Origin of the sequence: Cytophaga sp. FL35 (genome assembly GCF_014349235.1) — a bacterium.
In the GTDB taxonomy this organism is placed as follows: domain Bacteria; phylum Bacteroidota; class Bacteroidia; order Flavobacteriales; family Flavobacteriaceae; genus Euzebyella.
In genome coordinates this window covers 1-15,370 of record NZ_JACSOH010000022.1, presented here as the reverse complement: position 1 = coordinate 15,370, position 15,370 = coordinate 1, and the positions used below count along the sequence as shown (strand labels likewise).

Sequence of the window (15,370 nt, the reverse complement as noted above, 5' to 3'; positions counted from 1 at the left end):
CGTATACTATGCCATACTGGCACTCGATTGTTTCTTTTTATATGCCAAAGCGGCCTTTACAAAGCCAACGAACAACGGATGGGGGTTGGCCACCGTACTCTTATATTCAGGGTGGTATTGTACCCCAATAAACCATGGGTGCACCTTGGGCTCCAATTCCACTATTTCAACCAAGTTGGTTTCCTTGTTGATGCCACTGGCCCTTAAGCCAGCTTCTTCCAATTGGGTCTTGTACTCACTATTGAACTCGTATCTGTGGCGGTGCCTTTCAGAAATTTCAGAAGCTCCTTCATAAACTTCCTGAACCAAACTGCCTTCAGAAAGTTCACATCCCCAGGCTCCAAGTCTCATGGTACCTCCCTTATCGGTAATATTCTTCTGCTCTTCCATGAGGTTGATAACAGGATTTTCAGAGTTACCGTTCATCTCGGTAGAATTGGCATCGGCCAGTCCAACCACGTTGCGGGCGTATTCAATGACCGCCATTTGCATACCCAAACAGATTCCTAAAAAGGGAATTCCGTTTTCCCTAGCATACTTTACCGCATTTATTTTTCCTTCGATACCTCTTTCGCCAAATCCCGGGGCTACCAGAATACCGTCCAAGCCCTTTAATTTCTTTTCCAGATTGCCATCCGGTAGGTGTTCTGAATGAATGGAACGGATATTAACCTTTACCTCGTTTGCAGCACCTGCATGAATAAACGACTCTAAAATGGATTTATAGGAATCTTGAAGTTCCACATATTTACCGATCAAACCTATGGAAACCTCGTGCTTTGGATTCTTGTGTCTTTCCAAAAACTGGCTCCATTGTGTGAGGTTGGGCTCCATAATATTGGCAAGGGCCAATTTTTGTAAAACTACCTTGTCCAAGCCTTCTTCCTGCATTAAAACGGGTACATCATAAATGGTAGAGGCATCAATGGATTGGATAACGGCCTCTCGTTTTACGTTGCAGAAGAGCGCCAATTTATCCTTTATTTCATCTGATATCTGATGCTCGGTCCTACAGACAAGAACATCAGCTTTAATTCCACTTTCCATCAAGGCCTTCACAGAGTGCTGTGTAGGCTTGGTCTTTAATTCACCTGCCGCTGCCAAAAAGGGCACTAAGGTCAAGTGAATGACAATAGCGTTGTTTTCGCCCAGCTCCCAAAGCAATTGCCTAACCGCTTCAATGTAGGGTAGCGACTCTATATCACCTACGGTTCCCCCAATTTCGGTAATGACGATATCATAATCGCCACCGTTGCCCAATATTTGAATTCGCTCCTTAATTTCATTGGTGATATGGGGTACTACTTGCACCGTTTTACCTAAAAATTCCCCCCTACGCTCCTTATCAATTACACTTTGGTAGATACGTCCTGTAGTCACGTTGTTGGCCTGTGAGGTATTAACGTTCAAGAAACGTTCATAGTGGCCCAGATCCAAATCGGTTTCCGCACCGTCATCCGTAACATAGCATTCCCCATGTTCGTAAGGGTTCAATGTTCCCGGATCAACGTTGATATAAGGATCTAATTTTTGAATGGTGGTCTTATAACCACGTGCTTGTAGCAGTTTGGCGAGTGATGCGGCTATAATACCTTTTCCTAGAGAAGAAGTAACACCTCCCGTAACGAAAATATACTTTGTCTGAGACATATTGGGTTTCTTTGTTACGGGGCACAAAGATACAAATTGCCCTAAGATATCACAGTTTAAGGGGAGGAAATTCTTTCTGAATTTTGCGGATCAAGGGCTCCAAACCATTCTCTTTGATTTCCAGGGTAGACCGGAGCATGTGACCCAATTTTCCCTCCGGAAAGCCTTTTTGCTTGAACCACACCAGGTAAGCCCCTATACACATAAGTAGAATATATTATTTAAATAGCTAACTATACAGCCACCAAATATAAATCCGTATTATTTAATTGTACCATTCGCCTTTAACCCCCCTATAAGGGCATCATCATACAAATCATTATTCCCTTCAATACCCTTTACATAGAAACCAGAAAATACAAACTCACCATTTTCCAAAGGTTTTATATCTTTTATTCTTGATCCACCAACAACTTCAAATACCCATAAATCTTTCAAAAATTTATCAGCATTTATTATATTCTTACCATCAGTTCTATGTGAACCGGAATAAATAAATCCTTCCTTAGTCAATTCAAATTCATCTAGAAAATTAAATTCTGGAATTCCTAAATCTATTATTTCACCATTTTTTTTGTTTATCCTCTTAAGCTTGTAATAGGGATCAATGTTACTTTCATTCGGAAAGTGCAATTTATATACTAGATAGATGTTTTCATGATCATTTAGCAACTTAAAGGGATAAGTTTTAACAGAATAATTCGAATCTGAATGTATAAAAGACCACCTATCAACTTCCTCCCCGGTCTTAATATCTAATTTGTGAATATAGTTTGTATTAAAAAAAACACCAGATTCATCTATTGAGCGAGAAAAATAGAGATATTTATCATCCACAGTAATTGTATAATTTGTGTGTTTTAGTTCTTCAAATTTTTCCCATATTAGGTTCAAATCAGTATCTAATACAACTATAGTTAAGCCTTTATTTTCACTTAAAACAACATAAAGTCTATTATCAATGAAAGTTGCTTCTTTAATACTGGCTGCACTAGTTCCTCCTTCCATGAGCAGATCCGAAACTACAAGAGATTTAATCTCATGACCTTTATCATCGAAAACCGTAATTATAGGCAAGTTATATGGTTCATCGGGATATGTTTTCCTATTACCCAGAACTACATAAGACTCGGTTCCCATTCTTATAATATTTTCAATAAGAATAAAAGGCTTATCCTGATATAATATAGAATCAATGGTCTCGAATTGTTCATCAACCCTTCTGACAACCAAATCACCAGTTGGGTAAGATTGTGCATTATAAAAATTGAAATATTCAAATGATAAATAACCTTCTGATGTTTTAAAGATTTCTATCCCTTGTTCATTAATTTTAGAGCGACCAAAACGTGAAACCCCTAATGGAGGTTTGGAAATTTCCTTTGGTTCGGTTACTTGAACAATTACCTCTTCTTTTTTACTACAACTAATCAATTGTAAAAATACAATTACTAAAAGAACTCGAAGTATCATAACTAAAGGTTTATGTTCAATACTACAAACGTGATAATATCTGGAATATTTCAATATCAAAAACTCCATTTAACCAATTAGGATATCACAGTTTAAGGGGAGGAAATTCTTTCTGAATTTTGCGAATCAAGGGCTCCAAACCATTCTCTTTGATTTCCAGGGTAGACCGGAGCATCTGACCCAATTTTCCCTCCGGAAAGCCTTTTTGCTTGAACCACACCAGATAAGCCTCTGGCAAGTCTACCAAATAACGGTCTTTGAACTTACCAAATGGCATGCGGTAATGTGCCAATTCTATGAGTTTTCTTTTATCTGGAAATACTTCCATATACCAATACTTCTAAAATCACCTTTCCAATTACAAAGGAAGTACAACATTTGGATAAATGGAACTTAAAACGCTTAATACAATCCTTTTTAGAATTGAATTTAATTAACGGGATCTTGTGACTGCGGATCGCATTGATCAAAAACCAATGCCCCATGTACTTCAGGGTTATAAGGATTTTCCCTAGTAAACTGAATTGCCTGTATGCCATTTGGGCTACCGTCCAAATCATACGTACGTATACTCATATAGTCGTAATCCGTAGGAACGGTGATATGATATTGATTGAACTGAGACCATGTGTATCTTTCCGGAACCCTGTAACCATCGATCGTTACCGTGAAATAATCGGCACAAAGGTCCATATAAGGTTCATAAACTCCTTCTTCGTTGGTAAAACCACCCTTATCCTCCATGCCTGTAATGTATATGGGAATGGTCATAAGTTCACCCGTGTTAATTCCACTGCCCAACGAATCCGGTACCGGCAAGTCAAGTAGGGTATTGCAAAATGCAGTAGCTTCTACAACTGTATTTTCTTCTGAAATTGTGATACTTAAGGGTAAAACGGTATTTATGTAATCTGCCATAGGCGTTTGGGCATATGCAGGTACTTCTCCTTCCAAATAATCAATAATATCCGTATCCGCCTCCGTAGGCACACCGTAGAGGGTATCTCTTTCAGCAGACAATAAATGTATGTACTTGATGGTGTAGTTTCCTATAGGCATACTATCGACTTCGGACATAAAAACTCCCTTTTGTTCTACAACCGGCTTTTCGCTCAACCATCTTGTTCCAAGAGAATCTACCATATCAAACTGCACTAATTTTGGAACCCCATTCGTACAATTTGGAATTTTCGACGTGCTGTTAGGAATCTGTCCCGAAAAATTAAATGTACCATAGGTAATTCCAGTAGAAAAATCTGTTTTTATAGTATCCGTTTCTAAAGCAGGTACTTGGCCAGATCGAGATGAATCTATAGCTGTGGGCTTGATTTCACTGTCCAGTGCCTCATCGGTATCCATAGAATGCGAACAACCGAGCATTATAAACAAAGAAGAAATTATCGTAAAATAAAGTGCCCTTTTCACCATCTTATCAGCGTATTATTATTTTTAGGCAAATTACACAAGGGGAAATAAACCTAAAAAATATATCTTTAAAAGCTCTTTAACACTCGACAACATGAAACGTAGAAATTTTATTAGTACTTCTGCCGCTGCATCAGTGGGTATTATGGCCTGTAAAAGTACCAACGCAATGCCAAACGAAACTATGGAAGCGGAAAATAAATTAAAAAATAATATCAACCACAGTGTTTGTAGATGGTGCTACAGCAAAATTCCGATGGAGGACTTTCTAAAAAGTCTCAATGAATTGGGCATCAAGGCCATGGACCTTACCGGTCCGGAAGACTGGCCCATCATGAAAAAATATGGTATTCACGCCTCCATGTGCTGGGGTGCCGGAAAAGGGATTCTTGAAGGCTGGAACGACCCCAAACTACACGAAGAATTGATCGCTGATTATAAAAGAGTGATTCCGTTGGTAGCCGAAGCCGGTTATACCAACCTTATCTGCTTTAGCGGTAATAGAAACGGAATGCCGGATGACGAAGGCTTAAAAAATTGTGCGGACGGACTTAAACAAATCATGTCCTTTGCCGAAAAACATGGGGTGGTACTGCAAATGGAACTTTTAAATTCCAAGGTAGATCACGCGGACTATATGTGCGATACCAGTGCCTGGGGTGTAGAATTATGTAAAGCCATTGGTTCCGATAACTTTAAACTGCTCTATGATATCTACCATATGCAGATTATGGAAGGGGATATTATTAGAAACATTCAGGATTACCATCAGTACTTTGGACATTACCACACGGGTGGAAACCCCGGAAGAAATGAAATTAACGATACGCAAGAATTGTTTTATCCTGCCATAATGAAAGCCATTTTAGAAACTGGTTATAAAGGATACGTAGCACAAGAATTTATCCCTACCTGGGATGACAAGATCGCCGCCCTTAAAGAAGGTGTTACCATTTGCGATGTCTAAAACTATATTAGAGGGGTTTTTAGCTGCTAAAATGCTTTAAAAACTCCTCTTTTCTTCTTACCGCCACTTCAATTTTGGCCCCATCTGACATAACCACATACCCACCCTTTCCCTTGATGTATTTTTCTACGTGGGATAGGTTCACAAAATGGGACTTATGTATGCGGAAAAAATGGTTTCCGTTTAAAAAACCTTCAAAGTATTTTAAAGTTTTACTAGAGGTCAATCGCTTTCCATGCACCGAAAATATGTTGGTATAATTACCATCTGACTCACATCTTATAATTTCGGGGACGTTCAAAAAAATATAATCCTTCAAGGTAGGAATGGCTATTTTTTTCACCCCCACTACCTTGTTTTCAAAATTATGTACCAAAACTTCCAAACGTTTGGCATGACTATCCTTATTCTGTTTGTTCATTAAACGCTCTACCGTTTCCTTAAACTCATCAGGATCAATAGGTTTTAAAAGGTAATCAAAGGCTGAAAATTTAAAGGCCTTAACCGCGTACTCCTCAAAGGCAGTAGTAAAAACAACATAGAAGTCTATATGCGCCAACTCTTTAAGAAGATCAAATCCCGTTTCCCCATTCAGATGCACATCTAAAAAAATTACATCAGGTTCATGGGTATAAATGGCGGCTTTTGCCTCGGTAACACTAGCTACCACTCCCACCAACTGTATACCTGAACCATATTGCGAAACGAGCTGTATGAGCGCATCTTGACAGTGTTTTTCGTCATCTACAATTACTGCTTTCATCATCGCTAAAATTGTAATTCTAAGGGCAATCTTACTTCAACACTTACACCTTCCTCCTTATCCTTCATAGTGAAACTACCGTTTTTATTTTTTAATTGGTTCATAATTTCAATTCGGCTTTTGGTTATTTTCAACCCCATGGACTTTTCCGAGGTAATCATACCAATAGATTTCTTTCTTCCCACACCATTATCATCTACCAGACAGATAAGAAATTCACCATCACTCCGTATATGGATTTTTAATTTACCCCCATGATTTTTAGCGGACAGACCGTGCCAAATACTATTTTCAATAAAAGGTTGTAGTATCATAGGTGGAACGAGGGTGTTTTCCAAATCAATATCCTCCTCCACTTGCAAAACATATTCCACAGGATGTTTTAATCGCAATGATTCAATTTCAATATACATACGCATAAGGTCCAAGTCTTCTTCTAACGAAATCCATTTCTTGTTAGAATTTTCCAGGATGGCCCTAGTCAGTTTTGCAAACTTCATTAGGTACAGTTCTGCATTGGCAAAGTCGTTTTTAGACATATAATCCCTAATGGAGTTAAAAGAATTGAATATAAAATGGGGGTTCATTTGTGATCGGAGAGCCTTGAGTTCCGTTTCGGCAACCTGGGCATTAAAAACCGCCATTTTTTTCTGCGAAATCGCATCCCTTCTTTTCTTATAGAGCACAAAACCCACAGCTGCCATGAGACAAAGTAGCGTACCGGAAACCAGCACTATTCTGTTGATGGTTTGTTGCTTTTTCAGCTCCGCTTTGGCAACGGCTTGCTCCTTTTCAAAATTGGCGGTCAATTGGGCCTTGTCCTTTTCGTATTCGTATTTGGACTCTAAGCGGGCAATCTCTTCCGTCTTGTCCGTAGACATAAAACTATCCCTTAAAACTATAGCGTTTTCCTTACTTTCTAGGGCTTTGCGATACTTTCCCTGTTCTTTAAAAACTTTGGATAAAGCATTGTTGGACTCAAATTGGAGATTTATGACATTTACCTCTTCTGCATTTTTCAAGGACTTCCGGTAATAGTCTTCAGCTGTTTGTAAATCCCATTCAGTACCCTTAGCCTTAAAAAGATGGTAATAACAGTCCCCTAAATTCTTTTGTACTATGGATAGATTGTTTTCATTATCAAGGTCTTCATAGATTTTTTGGGTCTTTAGAAAGTAGGGAATCGCTTTTTCATAGGCTTTGTTTTCTACATGTGCGATTCCAATATTGGTAAGCGCACTGGCCATTCCCCTTTGGTTTTGGTTTTTTTCCATAATAGAAAATGCCTCTTGATACAAAACCACAGCTTTCTTGGTATTGCCATTTTCAGTACTCAATCTTCCTAAATTGGTCAGGGAATTAGCTTCACCTTCCTCAAAACCGATTTTTTGGAAACGTTCTAAAGCTATATTTTGAAACTTTTCTGCCAACTCCAATTTTTCCAACCGGGCATAGAGCAATCCTATGTTGGAATTGATATTGGCATACTCCAAATTATCCTGAAGCTTTAAATCCTCATATATGCTCTTGGCTTCCAAATAGGCATCCAACGATTGGGGAAATTGGGAAAGATACATGTAATTTATACCGATGCTATTAAGCATCTTGGCCATTAAAAAGCTGTCTTTCTCTTTTTTGAAAACCTCGTACGCTTGTAGGTTACAGTCGTTCGCCCTTAAATAATCCGAACGGTTAAAATATATCAGGCCCTTATTATAAATGAGCCGTGCCATACCACTTTCATCCTTTTTTCTCTTTCTAATTTCAGAAGCAACATCATACATTTTTAAGGCAAGGGAATCTTTGCCCAAGGCACTATAGTTATGTCCTTTATAGGCGTAGGCCGTTGCTATTTTGTTGGAATCAGATAATTTTTGAGCAAGGGAAATGGCTTCTTCCGAAGATGCAATACCCTTTTGGGGATCAATGGAATAATAGAGATAGGCAAGTTCTGTAAGTAAATTTAAGCGGAGGGTATCTTGATCGGTATGTTTAGCTAGTTCCAATTGTATGGAGTCTATCTGTCTTTGCTGGGAATGCAAAAGCTGTGAAAAAACTAAAAAGAGGGGAACCCAATAATATCTCATTAATGATACCAACTATAAAGTTTTATTGGGGGAAGGTAAATTTAACCAAACACAGAGGAGTAAACTAGTTTTTTTCAAAGCAAAATGACAATTATTTGCTCCAATCACAAAGTTTAGTGGTTTGTGTAAGGTAAAACGTTTACTTATAAAATAGCAACGTTCATTTATAATATTCTACACTCAATAATTACAAATGGTGTAACACTGGTATAACTCTTATTTTCATTGCGGGTATGGAGCTCCTTGCTTTGAGTTTGGCCCAAATCCTTATTGAACCTTAGCTCCATAAGAGTTATACTTTTCCTAGTATAGAAAGTACAACGTAATATCAACAATAAACCACCAACTTATGAGAAAACCACTGCGTTACTTAACCATTTTAGCCTCCGTACTCCTATTTTCCGCTTGCGACCAAGCCGAAGAAATCAAAGAATCCTTTGACACCTTGGAATGCGCCAACCTGCTTATTAGAATAGATGAAGAGTGGGACAATGATGATCCGGATTGCTCAGAGATAAAGTCGGATATTGACAAAATACTAAAATCCTGTAGTGAATTTTTAAGCGAGGAAGACAAGGCACAACTAAAGTTTTATCAAGATAATTGCAGTGATGATTAAGGTGCGTATTGATTCCAATATCCAATCACTCCCTATGTACAAAGTCAATTACATTCGACCCCTTCTTTGTTTGCTGTTGTTTTGCTTTTTGCTTGCCTGCTCCGAAAGTTCCCCGAGCGATGATAGCCTACCTACTCCAAGTCAAGAAGAAGAGATAGATAACGAGGATTCTGAAGAAGAAAACAATCAAAATGAGACCGAGGATGATTCTCAGAATGATACCGAGGAGGAGGATACCTCTGAACCAAATGAAAATCCGGATAATGATGAGGATGGAAATGCCGAAGCCCCCGAAAATAGGATAGAATTAAGCGGTGATGAAACATCAAAAGTAGGAAACGAATTAATCGTAGGGCATATAGCCGTAGGACTGACCCAAGTTACCGGTAATGAAAGAACTGTAATTTTGAGTGACATACTTACACCTATTGGAGAAGACGGACCTGAACCAGAGGATGTGGAAAATAATTTCATAATTGTTTGTCTAGACCTTGGCGACCAAGCAACGGAACAAGCGGACAGGGCCCTTTCCATAAATATTTCCGTGGATGGAACCGATTATAAATACGCCTGCGCTTCACCCTCGGTAGGTACTTTTATAGACTGCGGTGATGATTTTGAAATTGATTTTGAGCAAAAGGTAATCGTTTTTAAAGAGACGACAGTCGTTAATACGGACAATAACAATATGATAACTTTGTCAGGTACCGTTGAATGGACCGATTAAATCTTAGGTTAAACTATTTGCCCCGAAAAAATTAAATCTCTTTATTTTTACACCTAATTTCCTAACTAAAAAATAAGAACTTTTGAAAATGAAAAAGACACTGTTGTTTCTTTCCGTCATGTTTTGCTTTACCTCGTTGGTAAAAGCACAAGAATTTCAGGTTGGTACCAACGCCATTAATGTGGGTGTAGGTGTTGGCGGTTATTATTATGGATATAATGTATCTGACCAAAGTCCGGTTTTTAGCGTAAGCTATGAGCGTGGTGTTTGGGATGTTCCCGGTCCTGGTGTGGTAAGCCTTGGCGGCTATTTAGGCCACAAAAGGTTTAGCCGTAATGAAAATTTTGATGACTATAATTGGTCCTATACCACTGTTGGCTTTAGAGGTGCCTACCACTATACAGGTTTTAATATAGACAATTTGGACGTATATGGAGGCGCAATGCTTTCCTATCGCGTCTATGGTGGAGATGATTATGAAGATTACAGAAGTAGACCTGGAGCATCGGCTTATGCGGGGGGTAGATGGTACTTTAACGAGCACATTGCCGCCTTTGCAGAAATTGGTTATGGCTCTGCTTATCTAACTTTGGGAGCCACTTTTAGGTTCTAACAATTATAGATACAAAACAATATAAAAAGCCTTTTCGATAAACTATCGGGAAGGCTTTTCTTCTTTTAGGGCATTGGCAATCATCTTGTTCCAGTAAATTTGTTCTTCCCTGTTTCGGCTAAAGTTGGTCTCCCTGTCATACTTATTTTGATATAAATAGAGTTCCTTAAGCAACTTTTGATATATATCCTTAACTTCTTCCTTAATGTTTGCGGTAAATTGCCCTTCTGCCAGCCTTTTCCTAAGTTTTCTGGCATACAGTTCGGAGATATCAAAATGTAACTGTTAATGGCTTAAAATAAGGGAATCGACCATATCGGGCCGGTACCAAGACTTTTGTGGATAAAACTCACAACCAACTTCAAAATCAACAAACCATTGGCCGTTTTTCTCATGTGTAGAAAACCGATAGCTAATACTGCTAGCGGTAGTTGCCGCAGCCCATTCGGTCTTTAGAAATTTACCTTTAAAATCGCTCCATTCCAATTTTCTATCCGCGCTCCATGGAATTACTTCCTCCTGCCCATAACCAGTTACCGAGCATATCAAAAGCAGATAAAATAACAAGATTCTTGCCATAGGTAAAGAATTGGATTAAAAACTATAAACCCCAACAGAAAACGCACCGTTTAGGTTAAAGCTCCCAGTGATAGGTCACGACCCTTTCAATATCTGGGTGCAAGCTAAAATGCACTGGACAGGTATTGGCCGTATGCTCCAAAATCTTCCTGTTCTTTTCAGACACATCTTTGGGAAGCATAAGCCTCGCTTCAATCTTTGAAATCCTACGCGGATTACTTTCCATGTGCTTGGTAATCTCCACCACAGAATTCCTCAAGTCTACTTCCAACCCCCTTGCCTTGATTCCCATTACTGTAATCATACAACTTCCAAATCCAGTTGCAACGGTATCGGTAGGTGAAAAAGCTTGGCCAAGACCATTATTATCCACGGGAGCATCGGTTATGAATGTATTTCCAGACCTAATATGCTCACAGGTGGTTCTTAATTCTCCCGTATAGGTGATTTTTGATGTCATAGTGGATTAAATTAAAATGGTCTTTCTTTACTTTCCCTTCTTCTTATTTCAATTCCTTTATTCTAAGGTCTTCAATGGTCATGATGTAAGAGGATTGATTAAAATAGCCCGAAGCGCCCTTTCTTTCGTAATCGAATTTATTACCGGAATATGCTGTTTCTCCCACAAACTTACTTGCCTCGATCAGATTGTTTTTAAAAGCAAGTTTTAATAATAGGTCAAATGTCAAATCAAATCCGCGAACGGCATATCTATCCGGTACGCTACCAAACTTACGCTCGTATCTTTTGGAGAAGGAATTGTTCTCTGGTAATTTGTAAACCGAAGGATAAGTAAATTTAATATTGGACAAATGAGTGTTTGAAATCACCTCGTTTTCAAAAGCCGAATTTTTGTTGGTAGTAAACAACCTCAATTGAATTCTTTCGCGCTTGGTGTTCTCCGGGTTCTTCAATGCGCTCTGAAAGGAGTTCAATATTGAAGTTACACTGGAAACCAGCTTAAAGTTTTCAGTTTCCAAGAATACCCAATTCTCTTTTTCATCACTTAGCAGCTGTCTCAGTCGCTCGATATTCACACCAATATTTTTTTCTTCCTCAATAACCTTTGCCGTCTTTGCATCCGGAAATTTTTGAAGAATGAAATTCTTAATCTTGGAGCTGGCGGAATCCGCAATGATAATGATATTTTGATCCTCATGCTTTTCCGTCATATAATCCAACATATGATCTCTAAGAACTTCTGGAGAAGTATACGAATAGAATACATTGGACAAACTTAGATCACTTTCCGCCGGAATTGGGGCTAATACCGGTACCTGCTTGGCACTGGCCCTAACCGCCGTCTCTTTTAAGGAAGCTAAATCCAAGGGCCCAACAATGGCCGTAGTTTTGGATAAATTTTCTTTTTGAAGTATTTCCTTGGTTTTGGCCAGCTGAAGTTGATTGTCAAATGTCTTGACATTTACGGACACTCCTAGGTCCGCAATGGAATCCAATGCCACTAGAGCACCGGAATAAAGTCCAAGACTGTATTTTAAGCTATTTCTTTTATCTATGGTATTGGCCACTTCAGATTTATCGGAAAGGTCTAAACGGTCTAACCTAAATGGTAAAAGGAACATTATTTCCGGTCTGTTGGCGACATCAATGCTGTCTATAAGATTGATTTTATCCAACACCAATGAATTTCTTACCTCAAAATCACCTTCTTGTTCTTTCGGCAGCTTAAGGACCATTCCTGCTTTTAATCCTTCTTTTAAATCCGGATTAAGTTGCAACAATTCCTCATAGGAAATCCCAAATTTGCGGGTTAGGGAAAATTCTGTTTGCTTCGGCTTAACCTCATAAAAATTGAAATTGTCCGTATTCACCTCGCCAGCATCCAATTTTTTTTGTGGAATTCTGATGACCATTCCCTCTTTCAAACCTCCTTTTTCGGTTATCTCAGGATTTAGGCGTACAATCTCATCCGGTTCCACACCGTACTTTTGTTTCAACTGAAAAAAGTTCATCTTTGGAGGAACGGTATAGGACAGGTACAATTGGGTCTCTTGATTTTCAACCGTACTGCCCGGCAATTTTGGCATTTTAAGTTCCTGTCCCGCAGCTAAATAATTATTGGCCTTGCTAAGTTCTGGATTAAGCACCAACATGCTATCAATGGTTATCCCGAATTTATGCGCAATGCTCCACCGGGTTTCCTTGGGTGCCACCGTATACATCTCAAAATCCCCCTCATTGCCCCCCGAAGTTTCATTGGTTCTTCTGAACTGGGGTATTTTCAAGGTCATTCTTTTATCTAGCTGACTCGAATAAAGTTCAGGGTTGTACTTTTTAATATCTTCCTCCGTGATATTAAAGCGCCTTGAGATGCCATAAAGGGTCTCTTTTTTACGGACCTTATGGGAAGTAAAACTGATAGGTTCCTCCTGAGTTGATTTCTTGATTTCCCCACCACCATTTGAGGCGACACCTGTACTTTTTGGAATTACCAAGATGGTATTGGGCCTTAAATCATCTCCCTGCTTTATTTCCTTGTTTAGCTGAAGAATAGAGTACTGCGTAACATTGTATTTCTTGGCTACACTCTCCAACGTTTCCCCTTTCTCCACGGAATGCGTCGTAAACTTCTGGGCCTTACAACCAGAAACCGATACGGCAAAAAATATGAGCAGTAATAATCTTTTTATGAAGTGATTCATTTTATTCCCATTCTATAGTTGCCGGTGGCTTGGAGCTAATATCATAGACAACTCTATTTACACCTGGCACTTTATTTATAATATCGTTTGATGTTTTTTGCAAAAACTCGTAGGGTAGATTCACCCAATCCGCGGTCATACCATCCGTACTTTCTACCGCTCTCAAAGCTACACATTTTTCATACGTGCGCTCATCTCCCATTACCCCTACACTATTTACGGGCAAAAGCATGGCTCCGGCCTGCCAAACCTTATCATAAAGTCCCCAATCTCTCAATCCTTTGATAAAAATATGGTCAACTTCCTGTAATATAGATACTTTCTCTGCCGTAATATCTCCTAAAATTCTAATAGCTAGGCCCGGGCCCGGAAAGGGATGTCTCCCTAAACGCTCGTCACCAATGGCCATACTTTTTCCAACCCTTCTCACCTCATCCTTAAACAGCATTTTTAGGGGCTCTACCACCTTTAACTTCATAAAGTCCGGCAAACCGCCTACATTATGATGACTTTTTATGGTTGCTGATGGGCCACCTGTTGCCGAAACGGATTCGATTACATCTGGATATATGGTTCCTTGGGCCAACCACTTGGCATCTTCTACCAAATGGGCCTCATCATCAAAGACTTCAATAAATACCCTTCCAATGGTCTTTCTTTTCTTTTCAGGGTCACTTTCGCCCTTGAGGGCATCCAAAAAACGTGCCGAAGCATCCACTCCCTTAACATTTAGGCCCATTCCCTGGTACTGCTCCAATACTTCTTCAAACTCATTTTTACGAAGCAAGCCGTTATTTACAAAAATGCAATGTAAATTTTTACCAATGGCCTTGTGAAGCAAAACGGCAGCAACGGTTGAGTCTACCCCACCGGACAAACCAAGGATTACCTTTTCTTGCCCAATTTTCTTTTTAAGTTCCGCAACCGTGATATCCACAAAGGCATCAGGGGTCCATGTTTGCTCCAATCCGGCTATTTTCACCAAAAAGTTTTCCAAGAGCTGCTTTCCGTCCGTAGAATGGTAAACTTCCGGATGGAACTGGATAGCATAGGTTTCTTCATTTTCCAATTTATAAGCTGCATTTTCCACATCATGGGTGCTTGCCAAAACAGTAGCACCTTTTGGCAAATCCTTGATGGTATCACTATGGCTCATCCAAACCTGACTTCCCTCTGAAATGGATTCAAAAAAGGTCTCACCATCTTTAATGTACGAAAGATTGGCCCTACCGTACTCCCTGGTATTGGATGGTGCCACTGCCCCTCCACCAAAGTGCGCCAAATATTGCGCCCCGTAACAAACGGCCAATAATGGTTTCTTGCCCTTTATCTGAGACAAATCTGGATGGGGAGCATCCTCTGCCCTAACAGAAAAGGGAGAGCCCGAAAGTATTACAGCCTTGTACTTTTCCAAGTCCTCAGGCAGATTGTTATAAGGTTTAATTTCACAGAAAATATTGAGTTCCCTAACCCTTCTTGCTATGAGTTGTGTGTACTGGGAACCAAAGTCTAGGATAAGTACGTTGTTTTGCATGGCCAAAAATAGGAAATTCCCATTTCTCAAAAAGCCTCTAAGGACATATTTATCTCAGGTTTTTTCAACTACAAGGTTATAGCAATACTTAATAAAAAGAATCGCAATATTATCAAAAAGCACTAGGGATTTTCTAAAATAAAGTCTGAAACAAATCTTGATTTGGCAATGGCCCAGAACATTAAAAAATCGATTTCAAAGAATGATATTTGAAAATTTGACAACTAGGACAATTTCAGTACAAATGTAAATTAAAAATACAGGTAATAT

General features: G+C 39.2%; 15 protein-coding genes and 1 pseudogene. 4 read left to right on the top strand and 12 right to left on the bottom strand.

The genetic code is table 11. The annotated features are described in order from the left end of the window. Positions 1–6: 6 nt before the first annotated feature. The 5 genes from pyrG to BIZ36_RS15725 all read right to left on the bottom strand — a co-directional run bounded on the left by pyrG (position 7) and on the right by BIZ36_RS15725 (position 4,551). Complete coding sequence (gene pyrG, locus BIZ36_RS15745) at positions 7–1,650, bottom strand: CTP synthase (protein WP_187458854.1); 1,644 nt, start codon at positions 1,648–1,650, stop codon at positions 7–9. Between the two features lie 49 nt (positions 1,651–1,699). Beyond that, positions 1,700–1,855 (bottom strand): putative quorum-sensing-regulated virulence factor, encoded by a 156-nt coding sequence (locus BIZ36_RS15740; RefSeq protein ID WP_187458853.1) that lies wholly within the window; start codon positions 1,853–1,855, stop codon positions 1,700–1,702. 56 nt (positions 1,856–1,911) lie between these two features. Next, positions 1,912–3,123: a hypothetical protein gene (locus BIZ36_RS15735; RefSeq protein ID WP_187458852.1), complete on the bottom strand. Its 1,212-nt coding sequence runs from the start codon at positions 3,121–3,123 to the stop codon at positions 1,912–1,914. Between the two features lie 85 nt (positions 3,124–3,208). Continuing rightward, positions 3,209–3,451: a DUF3820 family protein gene (locus BIZ36_RS15730; protein ID WP_187458851.1), complete on the bottom strand. Its 243-nt coding sequence runs from the start codon at positions 3,449–3,451 to the stop codon at positions 3,209–3,211. Positions 3,452–3,552: 101 nt separating this feature from the next. Continuing rightward, positions 3,553–4,551, bottom strand: a complete 999-nt coding sequence (locus BIZ36_RS15725; protein WP_187458850.1) for a hypothetical protein — start codon at positions 4,549–4,551, stop codon at positions 3,553–3,555. Between the two features lie 91 nt (positions 4,552–4,642). Here BIZ36_RS15725 and BIZ36_RS15720 point away from each other — a divergent pair, with 91 nt between their 5' ends. After that, positions 4,643–5,515, top strand: coding sequence for a TIM barrel protein (locus BIZ36_RS15720; protein WP_187458849.1), 873 nt, complete (start codon positions 4,643–4,645; stop codon positions 5,513–5,515). A gap of 19 nt (positions 5,516–5,534) precedes the next feature. Here BIZ36_RS15720 and BIZ36_RS15715 read toward each other — a convergent pair whose 3' ends face one another. Together BIZ36_RS15715 and BIZ36_RS15710 are read right to left on the bottom strand one after the other, a co-directional pair. Further along, on the bottom strand, positions 5,535–6,281 hold the full coding sequence (locus BIZ36_RS15715) for a LytR/AlgR family response regulator transcription factor (protein ID WP_187458848.1): 747 nt from the start codon (positions 6,279–6,281) through the stop codon (positions 5,535–5,537). Between the two features lie 2 nt (positions 6,282–6,283). Then, positions 6,284–8,365 carry a tetratricopeptide repeat protein gene (locus tag BIZ36_RS15710; RefSeq protein WP_187458847.1) on the bottom strand — a complete coding sequence of 694 codons (2,082 nt, stop codon included), beginning with the start codon at positions 8,363–8,365 and terminating at the stop codon, positions 6,284–6,286. Between the two features lie 349 nt (positions 8,366–8,714). Here BIZ36_RS15710 and BIZ36_RS15705 point away from each other — a divergent pair, with 349 nt between their 5' ends. The 3 genes from BIZ36_RS15705 (at position 8,715) to BIZ36_RS15695 (ending at position 10,324) form a co-directional block, all read left to right on the top strand. Next, the gene (locus BIZ36_RS15705) at positions 8,715–8,984 is read left to right on the top strand and encodes a hypothetical protein (protein ID WP_187458846.1); all 270 of its coding nucleotides are present in this window, start codon (positions 8,715–8,717) and stop codon (positions 8,982–8,984) included. Positions 8,985–9,018: 34 nt separating this feature from the next. Continuing rightward, complete coding sequence (locus tag BIZ36_RS15700) at positions 9,019–9,711, top strand: hypothetical protein (protein ID WP_187458845.1); 693 nt, start codon at positions 9,019–9,021, stop codon at positions 9,709–9,711. Positions 9,712–9,799: 88 nt separating this feature from the next. Further along, complete coding sequence (locus BIZ36_RS15695) at positions 9,800–10,324, top strand: hypothetical protein (protein WP_187458844.1); 525 nt, start codon at positions 9,800–9,802, stop codon at positions 10,322–10,324. A gap of 42 nt (positions 10,325–10,366) precedes the next feature. Here BIZ36_RS15695 and BIZ36_RS21405 read toward each other — a convergent pair. From BIZ36_RS21405 to guaA, 5 genes and pseudogenes are all read right to left on the bottom strand, one after another. After that, positions 10,367–10,597, bottom strand: a pseudogene (locus BIZ36_RS21405) (hypothetical protein); the annotation flags it as partial. 12 nt (positions 10,598–10,609) lie between these two features. Then, positions 10,610–10,903 (bottom strand): hypothetical protein, encoded by a 294-nt coding sequence (locus BIZ36_RS20935; RefSeq protein ID WP_222937427.1) that lies wholly within the window; start codon positions 10,901–10,903, stop codon positions 10,610–10,612. A 55-nt stretch (positions 10,904–10,958) separates the two neighbouring features. Continuing rightward, on the bottom strand, positions 10,959–11,363 hold the full coding sequence (locus BIZ36_RS15685; RefSeq protein ID WP_187458843.1) for an OsmC family protein: 405 nt from the start codon (positions 11,361–11,363) through the stop codon (positions 10,959–10,961). 43 nt (positions 11,364–11,406) lie between these two features. Next, positions 11,407–13,566: a PBP1 and LysM peptidoglycan-binding domain-containing protein gene (locus BIZ36_RS15680; RefSeq protein ID WP_187458842.1), complete on the bottom strand. Its 2,160-nt coding sequence runs from the start codon at positions 13,564–13,566 to the stop codon at positions 11,407–11,409. Between the two features lies 1 nt (position 13,567). Further along, on the bottom strand, positions 13,568–15,100 hold the full coding sequence (guaA, locus tag BIZ36_RS15675) for a glutamine-hydrolyzing GMP synthase (protein ID WP_187458841.1): 1,533 nt from the start codon (positions 15,098–15,100) through the stop codon (positions 13,568–13,570). Positions 15,101–15,370: the final 270 nt, after the last annotated feature.